At 70.1% G+C, this 19400-nt stretch carries 15 protein-coding genes; 12 read left to right on the forward strand and 3 right to left on the reverse strand.

The genetic code is table 11. The features are described from left to right. Positions 1–34 precede the first annotated feature (34 nt). The 10 genes from U5A56_RS17870 (at position 35) to U5A56_RS17915 (ending at position 12172) form a co-directional block, all read left to right on the forward strand. Positions 35–1159 carry a hypothetical protein gene (locus U5A56_RS17870; RefSeq protein ID WP_321923720.1) on the forward strand — a complete coding sequence of 375 codons (1125 nt, stop codon included), beginning with the start codon at positions 35–37 and terminating at the stop codon, positions 1157–1159. After that, the gene (locus tag U5A56_RS17875; protein ID WP_321923722.1) at positions 1156–1419 is read left to right on the forward strand and encodes a hypothetical protein; all 264 of its coding nucleotides are present in this window, start codon (positions 1156–1158) and stop codon (positions 1417–1419) included. Before U5A56_RS17870 ends, U5A56_RS17875 begins: the two co-directional genes overlap by 4 nt. Next, the gene (locus U5A56_RS17880; RefSeq protein WP_321821352.1) at positions 1416–2237 is read left to right on the forward strand and encodes a hypothetical protein; all 822 of its coding nucleotides are present in this window, start codon (positions 1416–1418) and stop codon (positions 2235–2237) included. The genes U5A56_RS17875 and U5A56_RS17880 overlap by 4 nt, the downstream gene beginning before the upstream one ends. Next, on the forward strand, positions 2234–3706 hold the full coding sequence (locus U5A56_RS17885) for a S8 family peptidase (protein ID WP_321923724.1): 1473 nt from the start codon (positions 2234–2236) through the stop codon (positions 3704–3706). The genes U5A56_RS17880 and U5A56_RS17885 overlap by 4 nt, the downstream gene beginning before the upstream one ends. 58 nt (positions 3707–3764) lie before the next feature. Further along, positions 3765–5585 carry a hypothetical protein gene (locus tag U5A56_RS17890; RefSeq protein WP_321923726.1) on the forward strand — a complete coding sequence of 607 codons (1821 nt, stop codon included), beginning with the start codon at positions 3765–3767 and terminating at the stop codon, positions 5583–5585. 50 nt (positions 5586–5635) lie between these two features. After that, complete coding sequence (locus tag U5A56_RS17895; RefSeq protein ID WP_321923728.1) at positions 5636–6688, forward strand: hypothetical protein; 1053 nt, start codon at positions 5636–5638, stop codon at positions 6686–6688. A gap of 39 nt (positions 6689–6727) precedes the next feature. Beyond that, positions 6728–8119: a hypothetical protein gene (locus U5A56_RS17900; protein WP_321923730.1), complete on the forward strand. Its 1392-nt coding sequence runs from the start codon at positions 6728–6730 to the stop codon at positions 8117–8119. A gap of 3 nt (positions 8120–8122) precedes the next feature. Further along, on the forward strand, positions 8123–9424 hold the full coding sequence (locus U5A56_RS17905) for a hypothetical protein (protein ID WP_321923732.1): 1302 nt from the start codon (positions 8123–8125) through the stop codon (positions 9422–9424). Positions 9425–9427: 3 nt separating this feature from the next. Next, entirely contained in the window at positions 9428–10423 is a 996-nt protein-coding gene (locus U5A56_RS17910; protein WP_321923734.1) for a hypothetical protein, read from the forward strand. Positions 10424–10543: 120 nt separating this feature from the next. Next, positions 10544–12172, forward strand: a complete 1629-nt coding sequence (locus U5A56_RS17915) for a hypothetical protein (protein ID WP_321923736.1) — start codon at positions 10544–10546, stop codon at positions 12170–12172. A gap of 168 nt (positions 12173–12340) precedes the next feature. On the opposite strand, the gene U5A56_RS17920 is transcribed toward U5A56_RS17915, so the two are convergent. Genes U5A56_RS17920 through acnA form a run of 3 tightly spaced genes read right to left on the reverse strand, consistent with a single transcriptional unit; the run spans position 12341 to position 16675 of the window. Continuing rightward, entirely contained in the window at positions 12341–13075 is a 735-nt protein-coding gene (locus U5A56_RS17920; protein ID WP_321923738.1) for an ABC transporter substrate-binding protein, read from the reverse strand. A 43-nt stretch (positions 13076–13118) separates the two neighbouring features. Continuing rightward, on the reverse strand, positions 13119–14012 hold the full coding sequence (locus U5A56_RS17925; protein ID WP_321923891.1) for a GntR family transcriptional regulator: 894 nt from the start codon (positions 14010–14012) through the stop codon (positions 13119–13121). A 38-nt stretch (positions 14013–14050) separates the two neighbouring features. Continuing rightward, entirely contained in the window at positions 14051–16675 is a 2625-nt protein-coding gene (gene acnA, locus U5A56_RS17930) for an aconitate hydratase AcnA (RefSeq protein ID WP_321923740.1), read from the reverse strand. Positions 16676–16913: 238 nt separating this feature from the next. Between acnA and U5A56_RS17935 the strand changes: the two genes are divergently transcribed. Further along, complete coding sequence (locus U5A56_RS17935) at positions 16914–17975, forward strand: lactonase family protein (protein WP_321821360.1); 1062 nt, start codon at positions 16914–16916, stop codon at positions 17973–17975. Positions 17976–18028: 53 nt separating this feature from the next. Further along, entirely contained in the window at positions 18029–19354 is a 1326-nt protein-coding gene (locus U5A56_RS17940) for an MFS transporter (protein ID WP_321923742.1), read from the forward strand. Positions 19355–19400: the final 46 nt, after the last annotated feature.

Below are 19400 nucleotides of genomic sequence, written 5' to 3' on the forward strand. Positions count from 1 at the left end.
CCCTCCGCCACCCCGCGGCGCGCTCACGCCCGCGGTGGCTCTTGCTCGCGACGCGTTCGGCCGCGAGATCGTCGACGGGTCCGGATCGGGCGACCCGGGCAGGCAGGACGGCGCATTGCCGCAAGCGATGCCGGCCGGCGGCGCGGTGCCCGCGGCCCCGGGCGGGTCGGCGCCCGCCAAGGAGAAGGCGACGGACGCCATCGGCCGACGTGCGGCGGCGCTCGCCGATGCGATCGACTTTCCGACCTTCGTCGCGAGCCTGGTGCATGGCACCTACGACGCGATCGTCGACAGCTCGATCAAGCAGGTCGAGAGTTTCGCCGACCTGGTCGGCGCGGTGGCCAAGCCGCTGGACCAGTTCACGCAGGAGAACGTGACCGACGGGCAGGCGCGCGCGTGGCTGGTCGAGCAGTATCCGCACGACGTGACGCTGACGCAGGACGGCGGCGATTACCGCCTCGCGCCGGTCGTCCGGCCCGGCGACGACGACGCGGCCCCCGCGCCCGCGTGGCTCGCCGATTTCGGTGCGGCCGAGAGCGCGTTCGATACCCAGACGCTCGAATCGGTGGTGCTGCCCCGCGCCCGCGAGCGCGTCGCGCAGCATCGATTGTCGACGCTGTCGACGATGGTGCTGCTGGGCATGCAGCGGGTCGTGGTCAAGGACGGGACGATCGCGGCGAGCCTCAATTTCCAGGCCAAGGCGCGCGATCGCGCCGCCGTGCAGTATGCGACGTCGAACGACCCGTCGTCGGGGCAGACGACCTGGGGCGGACGGGGAACGTCGGGCGATGTCGTCACCACGGTCTCGACCGTTGCGGTCAATGCGCAAACCGACACCGATCTCAAGGCGACGCTGACCGGAAAGGTGAGCATCAATTTCGCATCGGAGACGCTGCCGCTCGACCGTTTCGTCGACGAGGCGTCGCGCAATCTGCTGGAGCGGCACAGCCGGCCGGCGGCGCGGATCGCGCCGCCGGCGGCGACGGCCGCCCAGCCTGCGGCGCCGGTGGCGGCGCCCGTTCCCGCCGCGACGCAGGCGCCCGCCGCCGCGCCTGCGCTGCCGGCCGCGTCCGCCGCCCCGTCGGCCTCATCGGCTTCGTCGGCACCGGCGGCGCCGGCGGCACCCGCACCCGCATCCGCACGAGGAGAACCCACATGATTGCGCCGCGGCCGCTGGGCGAGACGCTGGGCGCGTTCGCCGACGTTGCCGGACAGCTGGCCGCGGGCGCGGCGCAAGGGCTGCGGGTGCGCTCGATGGCGATGGAACTGCCGCTCGACCTGCGCATCGCGCAGGGCGCCGACGGCATCGAGCTGGTCGGCGACCTGCCACAGTTCCTGACCCGCACGGCCTTCGATGCGGAGCCGGCGCGGCTCGCGATCGTCCTCGAAGCCGTGCCGGTCGACGGAGCGGTGCGATGAACAGCAACGCCAGCCTGCGCCTCGAGGATTTCATCCAGGCCGTGCAGAGCCAGCTCGACAACGCGCAGGCGGCGATGGCGATCAAGGCGCGCAACCTCAACCTGCCGCTGACCTTCGCGATCAAGGACGTCAACCTCGATCTGCGCGCCCATGTCGAATTCGTCGAAAGCGAGGTGTGGATTCGTCCCGCCGGCCCGGGCGACACCGACAGCAGCACGTTCCATCTCGTCTTCACGACCATCACGCGGCCGGCGATCGAGGAGAACGCGATCGCGCTGTCCGAGGACAGCAAGGACCAGCCGCTCGACGCGCTGGGCGACGAGCTCTCGGCCGAGGACCGCAAGCGGCTGGAATGGGCCGGCGTGCGCACGGTCCGGCAATTTCGGCAGGCCGAGCAGCGCGACATGGTGCATGCGATCGGCCGCGTCACCAACCTGTCCGTGGACCGGCTGCGCCGGGCGCTCGACCGAGCGTCCGCGCCGAGCGTCGAGCGGATCGAGCCGGTGGCGCCCGCCACCGACGCGCAGCCCGATGCGGCGCCGCTGCTGCGCGTGATCGGGCGCAATCTCGTCAACGGCACGCACGCGCCGCTGGTGCGGATCGGCAATCGCCCGGTCGCGGTGCTGCAATCGGCGGACGACGAGCTGCTGCTCGCGCCCGGCCGCGACCAGTGGGCCGGCGAACTCGCCGTCTCGCCGACGAGCCGCCATGCCGCCGCGCTGGCGTTCGACCTGAGCGCATTCGCGCCGCCGTCGGCGCCCGCGGCCAGGCCCATGACCCTGGCCGCCGTGCCCGGCCAGGAGGAGGCGCGGCCATGACGATCCATGCACTCGGCACGCCGTGGGCATCGCCCGGCGAGCGTCAGTTCAGCCTGCCGACCAGCCTGCTCGTCAAGCTGGCGCTCGGCGAAGCGCCCGAGCACGTGCCGTCGATCCGCGACGTGACGCGCGGCGCGCTGGCCGCCGCGCAATGCATCGACGGCGGCCCGGTCGACCGCATCCTGGTTGCGTTCGCCGGCCGCTTTCTCGCGGTGCGCCCGTTCAGCGCGGCGGCCGGGCGCTGGGTGCCCGGGCACGCGCACCTCGGCTACGACGCGATCGAACAGACGACCGGCATGGCCCGCACGCTGCTGCTGCGCGTGCCGGCGGGCACGCCGATCGGTGCGCTGTGCGACTCGCTCGCCCAGCTCGCGACCGTGGAAAGCGTGACGCCCAACTACGTGGCGACGGTCCCGATGGACGCGCCCGGCCGCTTGGCGCCCGTGCCGCCGGCCGCGCGGGTTGCGCAGGATGCGCGCGCGCTGGTGCGCATGGCCGCCGCGCACGCGATCGAGCCGGGCGACAGCGGCGTCACGGTCGGTCTGATCGATAGCGGCATCGCGCGCCAGCATCCCGAATTCGCGCATGCCTTCCGCGCGGGCGCCGATACGGTGCGTCTCGAGCCCGGTGACTTGTCGCCCGGCGTGCAGCTGCTGAGCGGTCACGGCCATCGCGGCGATTTTCCCGAGGACCGCTTCGTCGGTCACGGCATGGGCTGCGCGGGCATCATCGCCGCCGAAGGCGTGGCGATGCCGCGCGGGCTCGGCGGCGACTGCCGCATCCTGCCGATGCGCGCGCTGGCGGCCGCCCGCCTGCCGGGCAAGGCGCATGCGATCGGGCTCGGCGCGATCGCCGACCTCGATCGCGCGCTCAAGCTCGCGGTCGACCTCGGCGCGAAGGTGATCAACATGAGCTTCGGCACCGACGACGCGACGATCGCCGCCAACCGCCCGAAACCGCACGCCGACACGGTCGCGTATGCCGCCGCGCGCGGCTGCATTCTCGTGGCCGCGAGCGGCAACAACGGCGCCGTGACCCGCTACTGGCCCGCCGCCTATCCGCAGGTGATCGCGGTCGGCGCCGTCGGCGACGACGGCCGGCCGACCCCGTTCTCGACGCGCGGCCCGCACGTCGCGCTGTGCGCGCCGGGCGAACGGGTGCTGACGAGCGCGATCGAGGCCTATCAGCTCGCGACCGGCACCAGTTTCGCCGCGCCGTTCGTCGCAGGCGCCGCGGCGCTGCTCGTCGCGTACGCGCAGCGCCGCGCCTATCCGCTCGACGGCGCGACGGTACGCGACCTGGTCGTCGCCACCGCGCGCCCGTTCGCGCCCGGCGCGGCCGACGGCTGCGGCGCCGGCATTCTCGACGCGGCGGCGGCGCTGCAGGCGCTGTCCGGCCGCATCGACGCGTACGAAGCGGCGGGCGACGACGGTTGCACGGGCAAGGACGGCCGTGCCGACGACGGCTGACTGGCGCACGGGATTCCGCTCACTCCCCCGAACCGACCGGATTTCAAGGAGAAGTTAAATGTTTCATGTCAACAATCAAGTCCGCTTCCTCGACCTCGTCGACCTCGAGACCCGGGCACGCGACGGGCTGGTCGATATCGTCAACCGGCTCGAGTCGCTGAAGCGGCCGCCGGTCGCCGCCGAGCGGGAGCAGCTCGCGCTGTGCAAGGCCATCCTCGCGGTCGTCTACGACACGAAGCCGTCCGACGGCGTGCCGCAGGTGTGCGATCCGCTGTTCGTCGCCACCCGCGAACTGCTCGCCAGCAAGTCGCTGGTGAATCCGCCGTTGCTCTCCGAAGTCAACGGCCAGCTGGTGTTCGACGCGGGCGACGTGAGCGGCGCCAACGGTGCCAATGGCACCAATGGCGCCAATGGCGCGAACGGCTCGGACCCGGAGGCCGTGTCGATCACGCTCGTCGCGCTGGTGCTGGGCATCCTCACGGTGGACGGGGCCACGCCGCCGCCCGTGAAGGTCGACGGCGGCAAGACCGTGCCGGACGGCGACAACGTGCTGATGAACGCCTTTACCCGCCAGTTCTTCGCGGCGGTGGGCGAGGCCAATTCGTACGGTGGGCTCGCGCAGCGGGTGCTGGCGCTGCTGTGCATCGAGGGCGATCCCGACGGCCGCGGCGGCGAGCAGCCGGGCGTGGTCACCACCGAATTCGCGCGCGTGATGCGCGGCCTGCAGGCCCGCAAGATCCAGGCCGACGAGCCGCAGCTGCGCCGCCGCATCAACGAGGAGCTGAACACCGTCCAGAACATCGGCGGCGAGGACGCGATCGCCGATCTCGGCATCGACCTGCCGAACCTCGAGGATCTGGAAGACGCGAACATCGTCGCCGACAACGTGCGCGTGATGGGCCCGATGATCGTCGCCGCGATGTTCGACGAGCTCAAGGTGTTCCAGGTGGTCGACCGCATCGTCGAGCAGTTCCAGCACGGCACGCTGCCGATCGGCCCGGGCAATGCCGGCAAGCTGCTCTATCGCTACTGGCGCGAAACGCCGAACCGCATCTCCGAGCAGGAGCGCAAGAACTTCGCGGCCATCACGCTCGGCGTGCCGGGCGGCGATCCGAACACGGCCGGCAATCGCGAGTTCAACGACCTGTGGATCCGCTTCGTGTCGTCGGTGTCGTCGTTCGTGCGACAGACCGAGGTCGACTCGCTGCTGCGCGCGAGCGTGCCGAACCCGATCAACCACCAGCAGGTGCGCAAGGCCGCCCGCGATCTCGCCGGCAACCTGTCGCTGCACGGCTACGGCATGGCGCATTACGCGGCGCGCGAGATCCAGTCGCAGGTCAAGTTCATGATCGACCTGCTGCAGGACCCCGAGATCCGCGGCTGCTATGGCGCGAAGGACATGTGGCAGGTGATCGACCAGGTCGCGACCTACGACCTGGGCGGCGCGCGCACCAGCTCGCGCTATCGCACGCTCGCGACCTGCGGCACGATCATCACCGCGTGGCTGGCCAACAACGTCGATCGCGTCAACAAGGCGACCGGCCCGCTGCTCAGCATCGACCAGATCGCCAACCCGGACGTCTCGTCGAACCACAAGTCGACCGTCGACCCTACCGACTACGACCTGGTCAACGCATGCGAGCTGTGGCTGGCCGATACCGCGACCACCGATACGCAGATCGAGCAGTTCTCGCAGCCGCGCGAGGCGCCGCAGATGACCTCGAAGCCGGTGCCGATCCCGGCGATGGCGCGCGAGATGCTGGACGGCGTCGGCGACATCGGCGCCGGCGTCGGCCTCGGCGCGGGCGTGCCGGTGAAGGCGGGCTACGGTGTCGGCACGCACAACGGCGCGAGCTACTACTCGAACCGTCCGCACTGAAGCGGCGTCGCGTGTGCCGCGCCATTTTCGAACCCTGCCGGAGCCGAGCCATGCCCCTGACCTCAATCCGCGAACCGGTCGTCGCCCGGGTCGAACGCCGCCTGAAAAGCGCCGCGCGAAGCCTCGGCACCGCCGATCCATTCGCGCCGTCGCGCGACCTGTTCCTGCGCACCTTCGGCGACGGCGCCGACGATCTGCGGTTCCGCGACAACGCGCTGATGCCGATGGCGGTGCCGTTCGAGCCCAGCTTCTCGGAAAGCCAGCCGGGCAAGCTGCGCTTCACGATCGAGCCCTTGCCGCCGGAGGCGTCGGCGATCGACCGGCGCGACGAGTCGACCCGTGAAATGCGCAAGCTGATCCGCGACTTCATCGGCCGCGAGGCGCTGCACTGGTTCGACCAGGCGAGCGAGCCGTTCCGGGGCTTCGCGCGGCCCGGCGGCAACCTCGACTACGGCGCGTTCTTCGGCTCCAGCTATGACCGCGACGGGCTCTATGCGTCCAAGGTGTACTACGAGCTGCCCGGCGACGCCGGCACGATCGAGAACCTGCCCCGCGACCTGTCCGGCATCGTCCAGGCCGCGCTGCAGATGGTGCCGGGGCTCAAGCCGCTCTTCACCACGATGGCGGCCCAGCGCGATCTCGGCGGCCAGCGGCTCACGTTCGCGTGTACCCGCGCGCTGCGGCTCGCCGATCTGCAGCCGGTCATGGATGCGCTCGGCATCGGCCATCGGCTGCCCGGCATCATGCAGCTCCTGGGGCTGGTGCTCGGCGGGCGCTTCGACCTGCCGCCGCACGGCGCGTTGCTCGCGTTCGGGCTCGGCCCGGACGGGCCGGATTTCGAACTCTACGTGCTGCTGTCGGCGATCCCCGACGTGCCGCCCGCGTTCCTCAGCCTGCTGACGATGGGGCTCGCCGAGCGTCCGCGCGGATTGCAGGCGCTCGAGCGCTGGATGGGGGCGTTTACGCCGGAGGACGCGCACTGGCCGGGCCGCTTCTCGATCATCAGCCTGCGCACGGACGCGGCCTGCCCGGCACGCGTGAGTCTCTACCTGCGCCCCATCGAGTTCGAACTGCCTGTGGACGCGCCCGCCCAGGCCAACTGAATCCGAATCGCTTCGTCACGCGTTTCCCGCGAGGTCGCCATGTTCCCGCAAGCTGCCCGTTCCACGCCGATCGCGCCGCCGCCGCCGCGCGCCGCGGCGGCCGCTCCGCGTCACACGCCGCCGGTGCCCGCCGACGAGGTGCGCCAAGGCGTCGCGCAGATGTTGACCCGGTCGCAGGCGTTCAACGCGATGCCCGACGCCGATCGCCGCGACATCGCGCGCAACACCGCGTTGATCGCCGATTACCTCGCGCGGCCCGAAGGGTTCGCCGGCCACGAGATTCCGGGCGGGGTCGGCACCGCGCCGGCGCGCGCGCTCGACGACAACACGGATCATGCCGCGCACGAGGCGGATTTCTCGACGCACAACCAGGCCGTCGACAGCATCGGCAAGTCCAAGTTCACCGCGGCGGCCGCGCACGAGGGCCCGGCGGTTGCGGGCGAGCTGCTGAACCAGGTCAAGTTCCCGACCTTCGTCGCGAGCCTGATCAGCGGCGTGTTCCAGTCGATCACGCACAGCTCGATCGAGCAGATGAAGGCGTATCAGGAAATGATCGCGCAGGTGGCGAAATCGCTCGGCCAGTTCGCCGACGAACATGTGACGGAGAACCAGGCGCGCGATCATATGGTCGGCCAGTTTCCCGACCTGTTCGAGATCGGCATGGACGACAGCGGCGACACGCCGAGCCCGCGCGTGCAGGTGCGCGACGGGGTCGACCCGGACGAAGCGTCGAAGACCGTGCGCGCGCGCCTGCAGATGGGCGACGGCGATACCTTCGACCTGTCGGACGAGGCCTCCGAGCTGGCGATCGTCAACCGCTTCAAGATGCAGCTCGCCAAGCAGCGCCAGCAGATGCTGGCGTCGATCGTGCTGATGGGCATCAACCGCATCGTCGTCACCGACGGCAAGATCTCCGCGAAGATCATCTACGACGTGCGCGCGCAGGACACGCTTTCCAAGCAACGCAGCGCCACCGCGGTCGACCTCGCCCGCGACAAGGACGGCAACGTCCAGTCGACCTACGCCGGCAAGGGCACCTACGATCGCGGCGGCAAGTACGACTCCAGCAACGACAAGGACAACGGCCGCCAGTACAGCGCCGACTACTACGCGAAGGGCGACTACGAATACGAGAACAAGCCGATCATCACCGCGTCGACGGCCGCGTCGGAAACCAGCAACGCGGCGATGCAGACCAAGATCCAGCTGTCCGGCGCGGTCGACGTCAATTTCAAGAGCGACTACCTGCCGCTCGACAAGATGGCGACGCCGCAGATGATCGCCACCATCACCGGCAACGCGACGCCCGCCGATCCGAACGTGCTGCCGAGCCCGAAAACGCCGCCGGCCGCGTCCGCCCCCGCTGCGGCTTCAGCCCCGGCGGCGGCGCCGGCCGCCGCGCCGGCACCGGCTGCGGCCAGGGGAAACTGAGCCATGCGCCTGCCCGCTCCCCCCGACGCGCTCCACCCGGTGCGGCCGCCCACGAGCGCCGCCGCGTTCGACGCGACGCGGCCCGAGGTGCGCCGCCTGCTGACCGCGATTCCGTCATTCCTCGACCTGCCCGACGACGAGCGCCGCCGCATCGCCGCCGATACGGTGCGGGTGCTCGCCTACCTGGCCGACCCGAACGGCGTGCACGCCGAAATCGCCGAGCGCGAGGCGAACGGCGAACTGCCGACCACCGGTCTCGCGCACCCGCTCGCGCAGCCGGGTCCGGCGCCGGCCGCCGCGGCGCTGGCCGACGATCCCGTCACCGCGACCAAGCGCCAGCTCGCGCAGGATCCCGGCTTCGCCGGCAAGGACTTCCAGGCCGGCGCGGTGAAGCAGGGCGTCGAGCAGTTCGGCCAGATGGTGCAGAAGGTCGATTTCCCGAAATTCGTAGGAGGCCTGATCAAGAACGTGTTCCAGGCGATCGTCGAAAGCTCGATCGAGCAGATGCGCGCGTACGGCGAGCTGATCGCCAATGTCGCCAAGACCACCGCCCAGTTCATGAGCGACAACATCAGCGAGGGCGCCGGCCGCGACTATCTCGCCGATTCGTTCCCCGACGTGCTGTCGGTGCAAGCGCAGGACGGCGCCGACGCGTTCGACGCGGACAGCGCCGGCGCGGCCGCGGCGGCGGCCCCGACGCGGCTGGTGGCGCAGGGCGACAACGCGCAGCAGCGGCTTGCCGAGATCAGCCGGAACTACAACCTCGAGCCGCCCGTGACCGACCTGTCCGACGACAAGTCGGAACTGCGCCTCGTCACCGCCGCGCGGCTGCAGATGGCGAAGCAGCGCCAGCAGCTGCTGTCGTCGATGGTCATGCTCGGCATCAACCGCATCGTCGTCACCGACGGGTCGATCAACGCCAAGGTGGTGTTCGACATGCGCGCCAGCGACACGGCGAAACGCACCTACACCGCGTCGATGCACGACCGCGAGAGCCAGAAATACAAGGAATCGCTCAATGCCCATTACGGCAGCTGGTACACGCCGTATTCGGCCGACGCCGCGTTCGAGGGGCAGCAGGAACACGTGGCCACGGTCGGGTCGGCGCTCGACGACACGAGCGAATCGAAGGCCGAGGTGAAGGCGAAGCTGTCGGGCGAGGTCCGCGTCAACTTCAAGAGCGACTACCTGCCGCTCGACAAGATGGCGACGCCCGAGATGATGTCGGTGATCCAGGGCAACTCGACGCCGTACAACCCCAACAAGCCGGCCCCCGCCGCCGGCGTGCCGGCCGGGCAGCACTGAATCATGGCGCGCATGCTCATCGTCCCGCCGGCGGATGCCGGGCTCGCGGCGGCCATCCGGTCGGGGGAGCGGCTCGTCGAGCGCGCGACCGCGCACGGCCTCGCGTTCGCGCTCGACGAGCTCGGCGACATCGCGATTCCCGATCCCGTTGCCGCGCGCGTCGACAAGGCGCAGCTGCGGGCGCTCGCGTCGCTCTATCTGGCGGCCGACCTCGAGCCCGCGGGCGTGATCCCCGCCGTCGAGGCGCTCGCCGGACTGTCGGCGAGCGGCGCCGTCGGCGTCGATCTCGGCGGCGCGGAGCCGCTGGTCGCCAACTGGTGGCGTCACCGCGCCGAGAAGCTCGCGGCCGGCGAGCGTGCGGCGTTCTATGCACGCTTGTTCGGCACCGCGTACGGCCCGGCGGCCGCGGATGCCGAGCGCAACGTCCAGTTCGAGGAATGCATGCTCGTGCTTTGCGAGGCGCTCTACAAGCTCGACGAGACGCCCGGTGCCGACCCGGGCGGGGATCCCGGGCGCCAGGCGCGAGTCCGCAACGCCGCGCGCGCGCTCGCGCAGAATCTCGGCGCCGCCTGTACCGGCGTGACCGCGTTCATGGCCGGCGAGATCGTCGGCATGCTCAGGGACGCGTTCGCGATCCTCGGCCATGCCGACCTGCGTCACGGCTTCGCCGCGCGCGACATCTGGGGCGTGGTGGCCGGCATCGGCCGGCTTTCGCGGCTGCCGCCGGCCCAGCCTGCCGCCTATGTCCGGCGCGGCAAAGCCGGGATGACCGTGATCGCATGGCTGGCGGACGTCGCGGATTCGCTGGACGGCGCGTCGCCGCTGCTGCGCACCGACAATCCGGTGATCGCCTCCGCCGCCGACTGGATCGAGGCGACGCTCAGCCTCGGCGAGAAACCCGACGGCCAGGTGTCTTCCGTCCCGGACGACGGCCGCGCCGTGCCGCCGGCCGCGCGCCCGGCCGCGCCGTCGAACCCGTGGGCGGCGCTCGGAAGCTGACATGGAACCGCGTCGCTCAGGCCGTCGCGAGACGGGCGGCAGAACCCGGGTGCCGACGGCGGCGGACGTGCCGTCGCCCGTCTGGCCGTGCTTCACGTGTTGCGGGACGCGGAATGCGCGATGCGCGGCGGAGCCGCCGAGATGACGGCAACCGCCCACCTCGCGCGTTCGCCGGTGCCGCGGCCCGACGTTCGCCACCGTCTCCGTGAACTGCTGTCGGCGCAGCAGGGCTTCGGCGCACTCGATCCGGCCATGCGCCGCGATCTCGCGTCCGGACTGGCACGGATCGGCTCGCTCGCGGTCGATCATGACGAGCTCGCGGCGCGTCCCGGCACCGCGCTGGCCGTCGCGCAGGACGCGGGCTCGGCGTATTCGGGCACCGCCATCGACCGGATGGCCGGCACCACCCGGGCCGTGCTCAACGCGGTGTCGTTCCCGCGCTTCGTGACCGAGCTGATCACGGGCGTCTTCAAGGCGATGAACGATTCGAACCAGCAGCAGCTGACCGCGTTCGTCGACCTGATCCGCAATGTCGCGCAGACCACCGAAGGCTTCGCGGACAGCAACGTCGGCATCGCCGGCGCGCGGCAGTGGCTGGCCGAGCATTTCCCCACCGCCTACGAGGTCACCGGCGACGACGAGGCCGCCGACGACGCCGACGAACTGGCGGGCCTGCCGCCGGACGAGCGTCGCCAGCGCCAGCAGGAACTGCAGGCCGAGCGCGATGCGTCGACCCGGCTGGCGTTGCGCGCGGGCGCGACCCCGCCGGCGGAAGCGGCGCTGCGCACCGCGCTGGGATTGGGGCCGGGCGACGCGGTGACGGCCGCCGATCCCGAGCGCCTGGTGCCGCTCGCCCAGCAGGTGCTGGCCCGCAACCGCCAGCAGTTGCTCGCGACGATGGTGCAGATGGGTTTGCAGCGCATCGTCATCGAGAGCGGGCGGCTCAACGCCGCGATGAATTTCCATATCGACGCGAGCAGTGTCGCCGCCAACGACCGCGGCTCGCAGTTCGACACGCGCAACACGGTGGGCGTGAGCGGGGGCGCGCGCTTCGGGCCGTGGGGCGCGGAGGCCAATGTGCAGAGCACGATCGGCTACGTGTCGACCGACCGGACCCAGACGACCGAAAGCTCGCACGCCGATCTCAACCTGAGCAGCGGCGTCGAACTGGTGTTTCGTACGGATTACGTGCCGTTGAACCGGCTGGCGGGCGTGGGCGACGTCGAACGCATCCGCGTCAACACGATCAATCCGGATGCCGAAGCGGCGCGCCTGTCCACCGATCGCGCCGCCCAGCGTAGTGCCGAACAGGCCGACATGGCCGCCCGTAGGACCGCGCTGGACGGTGGGCTGCGTGCGCCGCCGGCAGTTGGGGCGGCGGGTTCGGGGGCAGCGGGTTCGGGAGCGGCGGGTTCGGGGGCGGTGGGTTCGGGAGCGGCGGGTTCGGGGTCGGCGGGATCGGGAGCGGCGGGTTCAGGGGCAGTGGGTTCGGGGTCGGCGGCGTCGGGATCAGCGGGCTCAGGACCAGCAGCTTCTGGATCAGCGGCGTCAGGCTCGGCAGGGAGTGCCCGCACGAGCCAACCCGCCTCGTCGCCGCCGAATCCGGCGCCTGCTTCCGCTTCCGCTTCCGCGCCGCAGCCGCCTGCCGGGCCGGGCGCCGCGGCGTCGCCATCGTCCGCGCACCCCGCGACGGCAGCACCTCGATCTCCCGCCGGCACAACAGCAGCGGGACATCCCGCCGCATCATGAACGTGCGCACCGGCAGTCGTTCGCAAAACACCGTGCCGCGCCGAATCCCGCCGATGACGACGTCAGCCGCGCGAGCGAAGTGTCGAGTGCCAGGTGGCGCCGGGTGGTCGACAGGCCGCGCGAACCTGACGCGACGGCGTCGTCGTCAACACTTGACGGGTGTGCGAATCAGGCCAGCGGTGCGACCGACGCCCCGACGATGCCATGCCGCCGCAGTGACTCCGCGACGAAGCCCGACGCCTTCATTGCCTCGACGAATGCGCCGAGCACCGCCGCGGCCGCTTCGCCGCGGCTCTTCGGCACGCCCATCGCCTGGCGGATCACCATGAAACGCTCGCCGAGCAGGCGCAGGCCCGGCGTCTTCGCCGCATCGGCCTCGAGCTGCTGCTTCACGCCGGCCGCGACTTCGAGCTGCTGCTCGACGAAAGTCGACACGACGGCCTGCGACGTCGGCGCACGCACGATCTGCGCGGCCTTCAGCTCACGCGTGAGGAACAAGTCGTACGCGCTGCCCTTGCCGACCGCCACGCGGTTGTGCGGCTGGTCGACGTCTGCGTTGCCGCGGATCGGCGAAGCGTCGCGCACGAGATAGAAGCCTTCGATCAGCACATAGGGCTCGGTGAACGCGACCGTTTCGCCGCGCAGCGGATCGACCGCGAAGAAGCCGAAATCGGCGCGCTCCTCGGTCAGCGCCTGCACCGACTTGGCGGCCGTATCGAACACGACGAGTTCGAGCTCGGCCGATAGCCGCTCGGCGAACGCGCGCGCGAGGTCGATCGACACGCCGAACGGCTCGCCCGTCGCCGGGTCGCGGTTCGCGAGGATCGGGTTGCCGAGATTGATCGACGCGCGCAGCTTGCCGGTCGGCGTGAACGCGGAGAGGACGGAAGGGTCGACGGTCATGAAAGGGCTCGCGAGGAATCGGATGCGCCGGCTGCACCGGCGCTCAGGGTTTGAGAATGGCGCTGATGCGCGACAGCGCATCGAGCGTATGCAACAGGTGTTGACGCAATGCTTCCGACGCTTCTTCGTTGCGCTCGCGCTCGAGCAGTTCGAGCACGTGCAGATGCTGCTTCGCATGTTCGACGTAACGTTCGCGATCCTGCATCGAGCGATACGACAGCAGCCGGCGCACGCGATTCACGCGCCGGATCGTGTCGATGAAGAAGCTGTTGCCCGACGCTTCGACGAGCGATTCGTGGAACCGCACGCCGCGCTCGTGCAACTGATCGGCGGTGTCGGTCTCGATGCCGCCGGCGAGCAGATGCCTTTCGACGTCGCGACACCGCTCCAGCACCTTCGGTTCGAGCCGGTAGCCGGGCTCCAGCAGCGCGGCCGGTTCGAGCGCGAGGCGCAGCCGGTACGATTTCAGCAGGCTGTCCGGCGTCGTCAGCATCGGCGAGAACTGCCAGCCGTAGCCTGGCTTGCGCTCGGCCCAGCCTTCCTGCGCGATGCGGCCGAGCACGGCAGTGAGCTGCGCATTCGTCAGCCCGTAGCGCGTGCGGATCAGTTGCTCGGAAAATTCATCGGGCAGTTCGCCTTTCAGGCGATCGTCCGCGATCCGGAAATACACGCTCGTCACCACGTCCGCTTCGGCGAGCCCAAGTTCGTCGACGACGTCCGACAGCGGCTCGATCACCGGCTTCGCGACGAAGAACCCGCGATTGCGCTCGCGTGTCAGGATGCCTTTTTCGTGCAGCAGCGCGAGCGCCTCGTTGACGGGCGAACGGGACACGCGCAGGCGATCGGCGAGCATCTGCGCGGGCAGGTGCGTGCCTGCGTCGAGTCCTTCCGTCTTGATCAGTTCGACAATCTGGGTCGCAATGGAGCGGTCGATCATGGGATTGAGCATTCGGGGCGCCGCCGGCGGCTTCGGTGTCAAGCCGCCGGTGGCGGGAGGTTCTTCTGCAATATCAGCGGGATCACGCCGCCCGAGCGCAGCAGCTCGCATTCGAGACGGGTCTCGACCGCGGCCGTCGCGGCGACGGGCTCGACGCGCCCGTCGGCACGCACGATCCGCACGGGCACCGCGCAGCGCGGCGTCAGGGCATCGGCCGGCGCGTCGACCTCGAGCTTATCACCTGGCCGGAGGGCGAGCGTGTCGGGATGCGTGCCTGCGGCGAAGCGCAGCGGCAGGATGCCCATCCCGATCAGGTTCGAACGGTGGATGCGCTCGAAGCTGGCCGCCAGCACCGCGCGGATGCCGAGCAGCCGCTGGCCCTTCGCGGCCCAGTCGCGCGACGAACCGGTGCCGTAGCGCTCGCCCGCGACGAGCACGACCGGATCGCCGTCCCGTGCGTAGCGCGCGGCCGCCTCGAAGATCGGCAGCACGGCGCCGCTCGGCACGTGCAGCGTATGCGCGACCGGCATGCCGTCGCGCAGCCGGTTCACGAGCGTGCGGTTGTAGAACGCGGCGCGCACCATCACTTCCCAGTTGCCGCGGCGCGACGCGAACACGTTCAGGTCGTCGCGATCGTCGCCGCGCGAGACCAGGAAATCGGCGACGAAGCTGTCCTTCGGAATCGCGCTCGCGGGCGAGATGTGATCGGTCGTCACGTCGTCGCCGAGCACGAGCAGCGGATACGCGCGGTACGTGCCGAGCTGGCTGCCCTGCGACGCCGCCGCGAACGGCGGCCGGCGCAGCGCGGTCGACGCCGGATCCCACGGGAATTGCGCGCCGTCGGGCGCGTCGAGGTCGTGCCAGGCCGGATTTGCGCTCGCATGCGCGAACGCGCGCGGATAGTCGTGCGGATCGGCGGCCGCGGCGGTCAGTTCGTCGACCGCTTCGCGCGTGGGCCACAGATCGTGCAGATACACGGGGCGGCCGTCGGCGGTGTGCTGCAGCGGATCGCGGCTCACGTCGATCTCCGCATCGCCGGCCAGTGCGAACGCGATCACGAGCGGCGGCGACATGATGAAGCCGAGGTCGAGATCCGGGTGGATGCGTCCCGGGAAATTGCGGTTCCCGGACAGCATCGCGACCGGCCGGATCGCCGCGTCGGCGAGCGCCGCGCGGATCGGCGCGGTCAGCGGCCCCGAGTTGCCGATGCAGGTCGTGCAGCCGTATCCGACGATGTCGAAGCCGACCGCCGACAGGTCGTCGACCAGCCCGGCCCGTTCGAGATACGCGGCCGCCGCTGGCGAGCCGGGACCGAGCGACGTCTTCACCCAGGCGGGTACCTTCAGCCCGAGCGCACGCGCGTTGCGCGCGACGAGGCCGGCCGCGATCAGCAGCGCGGGATCGGACGTGTTCGTGCAGCTCGTGATCGCGGCGATCGCGACCGGATGCTTCGGCATCGTCGGATGCGGATGCGCCGGTTGGAACCCGAGCGGCGCGAGCGCGGCGGCCGTCTGCGCATGATCGAGCAAATCCTGCGGGCGGCGCGGCCCGGCGATGTGCATGCCGATGGTCGCGAGATCGATGTCGATCGTGCGCGTGTAGCGCGGCTCGGCCGCCGGGTCGAACCACAGGCCCGCGTGCCGCGTGAACGCTTCGACGAGCCGGACCGCCGCTGCGCTGCGACCGGTCGCGCGCAGGTAGTCGAGCGTGTTGCCGTCGACCGGGAAGAAGCCGGTCGTCGCGCCGTATTCGGGCGCCATGTTCGCGACGACCGCGCGCTCGCCGGCGCGCAGCGTCGCCACGCCCGGCCCGAAGAACTCGACGAACTCCCCCGACACGCCGATCGCGCGCAGTCGCTGCGTGACGGTCAGCGCGAGATCGGTCGCGAGCACGCCCGCGCGCAACGCGCCGGTCAGCCGCACGCCGATCACGTCGGGAATGCGCTGCATCACCGGCATCCCGAACATCACCGTCTGCGCCTCCAGGCCGCCGACGCCCCAGCCGAGCACGCCGATGCCGTTGATCATCGGCGTGTGGCTGTCGGTGCCGATCAGCGTGTCGGGCACGGCCCAGCGCTCACCGTCGCGCTCGAGCGTCGTGACCACCGTCGCCAGCTGCTCGAGGTTGATCGTGTGCATGATCCCCGTGCCGGGCGGATGGATGCGCACGCCCGTCAGCGACTTCGACGCCCAGCGCAGGAACCGGTAGCGCTCGGCGTTGCGGCGCAGTTCGAGCTTCAGGTTCTCGGGCGCCGCGTCCGGCCGCGCGAAGTATTCGACGGCGAGCGAGTGGTCGACCGACGAATCGACGGGCAGCACCGGGTTCAGCGACGCCGGGTCCGCGCCCGCTTCGGCGAGCGCGTCGCGCATGCCGGCGATATCGACGAGCGCCGGCGTGCTGGTCGTGTCGTGCATCAGCACGCGGTTCGGCTGGAACGCGATTTCGGCTTCGCTCGTGGCGCGGCGCGTCCAGTCGAGGATCGCGTCGACCGCCTGGCGCCGCTCGTCGCCGTCGGTGTTGCGGATCACGTTTTCGAGCAGCAGGCGCAGCACCACGGGCAAGGCGCGCAGCGTGGCGCCGAACTGGCAGGGGAGATCGACGAAGCGGTACGTCGCGCCATCAACCGTCAACCGGGCTTGCGAGGGGGAGTTGGTGTTTTCCATGACTGTATTTTTGCACTTTAACAAGTAAAAATGCAATCTAGTGCTAACCCGACATACCAACATTGAGGAGACGACCGTGACGAAAACGGGCCACGACCCGGATGGAACAGGACCGGATCCGCTGCGCCGCCGCGTGATCGGGCACACGGCGGCGCTCGGCGCGCTCGCGATCCTCGGCGCGGCCGCCCGGCCGGTTTTTGCAGACGAATCACCGCAGGCTTTGAAAGGAAGAACACCCATGTTTGCTTACGTCGGATCGCGCACCACGCGCGAACGAAACGCCCGCGGCGACGGGATCAGCGTCTATCACGTCGACGCCGGGACGGGCGCGCTCGAGTTCGTGCAGCTCGTGAAGGATCTGGTGAATCCGTCGTTCCTCGCGCTGAGCGCGAACGGCGAACACCTGTACACCGTGCACGGCGACCTCAGCGACATCAGCGCATTCAGGGTCGACCGGGCCACCGGCAAGCTCACGTTCCTGAACCGGCAGAGCACGCAGGGCAAGAACCCCGTGCATCTCGCGATCGACCCGACCGGCCGCTACGTGGTCGTGTCGAATCACATCGGCGCGAGCGTCGCGGTGCTGCCGATCGCCGCGGACGGCACGCTGCAGGCAGTCACGCAGCTTGTCGCGCTCGACGGCCCGATCGGCCCGCACCGCGTCGAGCAGAAGCAGGCGAAGCCGCATTTCAATCCGTTCGACCCGAGCGGGCAATTCGTGATCGTGCCGGACAAGGGCCTCGACCGCGTGTTCACGTTCCGCTTCCGGGACGGGCGGCTCACGCCGGCCGAGCCGGCGTTCGTCGTCACGCGCGAGACGGCCGGCCCGCGGCACGTCGCGTTCCATCCGAACGGCGCGCTCGCGTATGTCGTCAACGAACTCGACTCGACCGTCACGACCTATCGATACACGTCGTCGAACGGCGCGCTGACGCCGGTGCAGATCGTGTCGTCGCTGCCCGATACGTACACCGGCAACAGCCGCGCATCGGAAATCGAAGTCGATCCGGCGGGGCGTTTCGTCTATGCGTCGAATCGCGGCGACGACAGCATCGCCGTGTTCCGCATCGATCCGGCCAGCGGCCATCTCGCGTTCGTCGCGGCCGAGCCGGCTGGCGGCCGCACGCCGCGCTTCATGACGGGCACGCCGGACGGCCGCTTCATGTACGCGCTGAACGAGGACAGCGACAGCATCGTCGCGTTCGCGATCGATGCCGCGACGGGGCGCCTCAAGCCGACCGGCTTTTCGGTCGCGTCGGGCAGCCCGGTCTGCATGGTGTTCTCGGCACATCGCGCGTAATCCTTCCCGCCCCATCAGGAGACAGCCGGCGGCAGGTCCGCCGGCGCACATTCATGAATCAACACACCCCTATCGACGAACGCGCGCTGGTGCGCAAGATCGCGTGGCGCATCATCCCGTTCGTGTTCGTCCTCTACATCGTGTCGTATCTCGACCGCGCGAACATCGGCTACGCGGCATTGCAGATGAACAAGGAACTCGCGCTGTCGAGCGAGGCGTTCGGCTTCGCGTCGGGCATCTTCTTCATCGGCTACTTCCTGTTCGAAGTGCCCAGCAACGTGATGCTCAACAAGTTCGGCGCCCGCGTGTGGATCGCGCGGATCCTCGTGACGTGGGGCGTCGTGTCGGTGGTCTCCGCGTTCGTGCAGGACGCGACGCAGCTCTACGTGCTGCGGTTCCTGCTCGGCGTGGCCGAAGCGGGCTTCTTCCCCGGCATCATCGTGTACCTGACCTACTGGTTCCGCGCGAAGGAGCTCGCGACGACCGTCGCGCTGTTCACGGCTGCGATCCCGGTGTCGTACATCATCGGCGCGCCGCTGTCGACGTGGATCATGGATCACGTCCACTGGTTCCAGTGGAGCGGCTGGCGCTGGATGCTGGTGCTCGAAGGCGCGCCCGCGCTGATCGGCGGCGTCCTATGCTTCCTGTACCTGACCGACCGCCCCGGCGACGCGAAGTGGCTCACGCCGGCCGAGCGTGCGTGGCTGCTGAACGAGCTCGACAACGACCGCAAGGCGCGGCCGCGTGCGCAGCACCTGAGCTCGCTGAAGACGATGACGAACCCGAAGGTGCTGTACCTGTCGTTCATCTACTTCGTGTACCAGTGCGGCAGCCTCGGCGTCGGCTACTGGATGCCGCAGATCATCAAGGGTTTCGCGTCGACGCTCACGCATACCGAGATCGGGCTCATCGCGACGGTGCCGTACGTGGTCGCGACGATCGCGATGGTGATGTGGTCGCGCCGCTCGGACCGGCGCCGCGAGCGGCGCCTGCATTCGGCGATCCCGCTGGCGGTGGCGGCCGCGGCGCTGCTCGGCGCGGGGCTGTCGACGAACCCGTACGTGTCGATCGCAATGATCTGCGTGAGCCTCGCGGGGCTCTATGCGTTCAAGTCGCCGTTCTGGGCGCTGCCGACGCTGTTCCTCAGCCGCTCGACGGCGGCCGTGTCGATCGCGGTGATCAACTCGATCGGCAACCTCGGCGGTTTCGTCGGGCCGTTCATGATCGGCTTCGTCAAGGGCGCGGGGCAGAGCGCGACGCCGGGGCTGCTGTTTCTCGCGGCGCTGCTCGTCGTGTCGTTCCTGATGACGTTCTTCATTCGGGTTCACGAAGAACCGGCCACCGACACACCGTCGGATGTGGTGAACCCGACCCATTGAAACGATGACGCGCAATTCGGCGGCGAGCCGGGGCATATAACAAATG

Origin of the sequence: Burkholderia sp. BCC1998, from assembly GCF_905339875.1 — a bacterium.
Classification (GTDB): domain Bacteria; phylum Pseudomonadota; class Gammaproteobacteria; order Burkholderiales; family Burkholderiaceae; genus Burkholderia.